The 3,618-nt window shown below is 68.5% G+C and carries 4 protein-coding genes; all 4 read left to right on the top strand.

Going from position 1 to position 3,618, the window contains the following annotated elements; translation table 11 throughout:
* Positions 1–426 precede the first annotated feature (426 nt).
* The gene (locus ACLF3M_RS35135) at positions 427–1,512 is read left to right on the top strand and encodes a methyltransferase (protein WP_430661665.1); all 1,086 of its coding nucleotides are present in this window, start codon (positions 427–429) and stop codon (positions 1,510–1,512) included.
* A 324-nt stretch (positions 1,513–1,836) separates the two neighbouring features.
* The gene (locus ACLF3M_RS35130) at positions 1,837–2,037 is read left to right on the top strand and encodes a Flp family type IVb pilin (protein ID WP_430661664.1); all 201 of its coding nucleotides are present in this window, start codon (positions 1,837–1,839) and stop codon (positions 2,035–2,037) included.
* A 396-nt stretch (positions 2,038–2,433) separates the two neighbouring features.
* Positions 2,434–2,826 carry a MarR family winged helix-turn-helix transcriptional regulator gene (locus ACLF3M_RS35125; RefSeq protein ID WP_430661666.1) on the top strand — a complete coding sequence of 131 codons (393 nt, stop codon included), beginning with the start codon at positions 2,434–2,436 and terminating at the stop codon, positions 2,824–2,826.
* Positions 2,827–3,367: 541 nt separating this feature from the next.
* On the top strand, positions 3,368–3,618 hold a 251-nt coding region (locus ACLF3M_RS35120), incomplete at its 3' end, for a hypothetical protein (protein WP_430661663.1).

Here is a 3,618-nt window from a genome sequence, read left to right as displayed (position 1 = left end):
TCCGACGCTGCCGGGCATCAATGAGCCGGCGGTGGACATGCCGGACGACCTCGCGGAAGCGGTGCACGACATGGCGCTGGCCGCCGCCCAAGCAGATAGCGAGGCAGGGAGGCTGCTGCGATGACAGGCGAGGCAGGGAATTGAAACGCGCACGCACGACTGCACGCGCGCGTATCGCTGCCGAAATTCCCAGGGCCATGCGCTCCCCCGATGTTCTGGTGGCGCCGCGCTCCGTGGAGACCCCGAGGGACCGGGCAACTGCGTGCAGGATATGGTCGAGGCCGCTCCCGGCGGAATTAGCGTCTCCAGCCATGCGGGTACGAGTTTGATTGACGGCGGCGCCGGGGTCGGGCGGGATTGGGGGCGCCGGGCCCGCGTGGCCGCCGAGCCCTCATTTTCGGGTCTTGCCGGCCGGGAGATTGGCAGATGTCGGAAATCCATGATTGCCCCGGTGGTCCGCCTCCGTCGGCCGGGCCGCTGCGCCATGCGGCGGAGCGGGCGCTGCGCCTGGCGACCGCCTACCAGGCGTCCCGCGCGCTGCACGCGGCGCTCCGGCTGAACCTCCCGGACCTGCTGGCCGACGGCCCGCTCGCGGCCGACAACCTCGCCCGGCTCGCGGGCGCGCACGCGCCGTCGCTGCGGCGCGTGCTGCGCGCCCTAGCCGCCTACGGCGTCTTCTCCGAGGCCGCCGACGGCCGGTTCGCCCTCGGACCGCTCGGTGCCGCCCTGCGGACAGGCGCGGCCGGCTCGGTGCGCGACCTGGCGCTGATGTGGGGCGACGAGGACTACTGGGTCACCTGGGGGGAGCTGGAGCGGTGCGTGCGCACCGGGCGGACCGCGGCGGACCTGCTCTTCGGGGCCGAGGATGCGTTCCGCCGCTACGCCGCCGACGCGCGCTTCGGGGAGGTGTTCAACGCCGGCATGACCGCGCTCTCGGCGACCGTGGCCGCGGCCGTCGTGGCGGCCTACGACTTCCCGGCCGACGGCGTCGTGGTGGACGTCGGCGGCGGCCGGGGGCGGCTGATCGCGGACATCCTTCGGGCGCGGCCGGGCCTGCGCGGCGTGCTGATCGATCTACCGGGCGTGGTCGAGGGTGCGCCGCGGCTGCTCGCAGAGGCGGGCGTGGCCGACCGCTGCGAGGTGGTGGGCGGCGACATGTTCGCCGGGGTGCCGGAGGGCGGGAACCTCTACGTCCTATCACGGGTGATCGACAGCTTCGACGAGGCGCGCGCGGTCTCCGTGCTGGCGACATGCCGCCGCGCAATGGAAGGCGCCGGGCGCGGGCAGCGCCTGCTGCTGGTCGAGCCGGTGCTGCCCGACCGGATCGAGGCCACGGCGTCACCGACGGTCCAGGAGGACATGCTCATGGACCTTACCATGCTGGTGCGCACCGGAGGATGCGAGCGCACGGAGGCAGAGTACCGCGCCTTCCTCACCGCCGCGGGCCTGCGGCTCGACCGGGTCATCCCGACAAGGGCGGCGGTGAGCTTGGTCGAGGCCACGCCCGCCTGAGCTTCCGGCGGGCCCGCCCCGGCTACCCGAAAGGCCGCCGGAGCCACGCGCGGCACCGCAGCGAAGGCAAGCTTCTCCGACGGATTGAATCTAGCGAAGCCGACGCCTTACCCGCGCCGCAGGCCTTGCTGGCCGCGCGCGATCGCTTTGACCCCGCGCTCCTGCTCCATGCCTTCGGCATCCGCGATGGGGGAAGATTGCCCGCCGCCAACATCGTATCATTTTTGTATCGATTTGTACCTGTTGACGCGAACATGACCGCCGGTCATTGTTAGGCGGCCGACGTTCAACTTTTTGGACACACGGCAGAAAAGGGGGATCATCGTGCTCAAGCAAGTAAAGGCGCTCACGCGTCGCGGGACGGATCTGGCCTTTCAACTCGCGAAGGACAACAAAGGCGTGACGGCGGTTGAGTACGGCGTCATCGCGGCGCTTATCATCGTCGTCTGCATCGTTGCGCTCGTGACAGTCGGTACTAACCTCAACACGACCTTCACCACCATCGGCGGAAATCTCACCCGCTGAGATCGATCCAGCGCGGCGCCGCCAGGGTTGTCTCACAGACTCGCGCATAGCTAAGCTGGCGGACGCGTACCAGGCGCTCACCGACGTGCGTCCTAGTACCAAGTCGCTAATCTTCGCTGTCTGACAGAAAGCCCCGCTGGCCAGGGCAGCGGCCAGCGGGGCAGAGGTAAGCGCAGCAGGCCATCACTCGACGCATCCACGGACGAGAGCAAAGGGGTTCTCTTCGGCCTGCGAGAACGATACGAACGGCTACTGAGTCGGTTCCCTTAGCGCAATCACCGATGGCGGCGCGGAAGACTGAGCCGCCGCACGGCCGTCAAGAGCATCAGCCCCATGGTCAACAACTTCCGCAATGATCCGCATTGCCGGAGTCGGAAGGTGCTTCATAAATTGCCGATGCGACTGGGGCGGAGGCGCGTGCGTGACCGACGATGCTGCATTGTGCGAGAATTGGTCAGAGCCGATCACCGCGATCTGTCGGCGCGCCAGCTCGCCGTTTTCCTCACGGCCTATCTTAGCGGGCAGGCGCACACAGTTCGCGGCTTGGCCGCGGATCTGAACGTGTCGAAGCCTGCGATCAGCCGTGCGCTTGACCGGCTCGGCGAGCTGAATCTGGTCCGCAGGAAGACTGATCCAGCGGACCGGCGCAGCGTAGTGACGGTCAAAACCGCGGATGGCATGCGCTATCTGGACGTGATCCGCCGCGCCATGGCCGCAGCGGCCGCGCAGAGCCAGTCGCAGCCCGAGCCTGCTCCAGAGGAGCAAGTCAGACGCGCTGCACGTTCATAGGCGGCTTCGGTAGCAGGAACTCTGGCCGCCGACACGCAGCGCTGACACCGCGAACTGCACCGGGCGTTCGAAGAATGCCGGGCAGAACGTGAAACCGAGGCAGTTCGGTCTCTCCGCCGTCCGCGCGGCGCCCGAGCCCACAGGCGACCTGCTCCGCAGCAGGGCCTGTACGCTCCCTCGCACCGCCCCGCAGCGCTGCGCTGATTTCGGCGTCGCGACCGGGAAGACGGGACGTTCACGAAAAACTGGGCTGCTCGGGAACGCATCGATGGGGAGAGCAATCTTGCGCGGCCATGCTCGCTGACGCTCACTTCCCTGCGGCATTAGCTGCGCCGGCATCAGTGACCGAGACGGGGGAGGGCGGCTTGACCAGCTGGCCGGCGAGACCAAGCCGACGATCGGGCGACCGGTAATGCTGAACTTGCTGAGGCGCGGGGCGTCCCGTCGTGCCGCCGCTCCCCATCGCTAGGGAGTGCGCGCTGATCGACGTGGCGGCGCAGTTGTTCCGCACGAAGCACCAGCTGCCGGAGGAGGTCCCGTGGTGAGCGAACAGGAGAGGGAAGACGCACGGACCGCACGCGCCCATGACGCGGCGCGGCTGGCGAAGGCCCATGAACTGCTGGCCGAGGAGGAGGCGCGCGCCATGGAGACGGCGCGACACCATCTGCGGCAAGATCCTGGCGCTCCCTTCTACGTCGAGGCGTCGCGGCGCGACGAGGTCGAGGGCTCCGACAACATGGTCGGCGTCAAGATCATTGTCTTCTCCCTGACGAAGGAGATGGCGGACGAGAT

The sequence above is a fragment of the Falsiroseomonas sp. HW251 genome (genome assembly GCF_050563545.1).
Classification (GTDB): domain Bacteria; phylum Pseudomonadota; class Alphaproteobacteria; order Acetobacterales; family Acetobacteraceae; genus Falsiroseomonas.
This window is presented reverse-complemented; position numbering and strand designations above follow the sequence as displayed.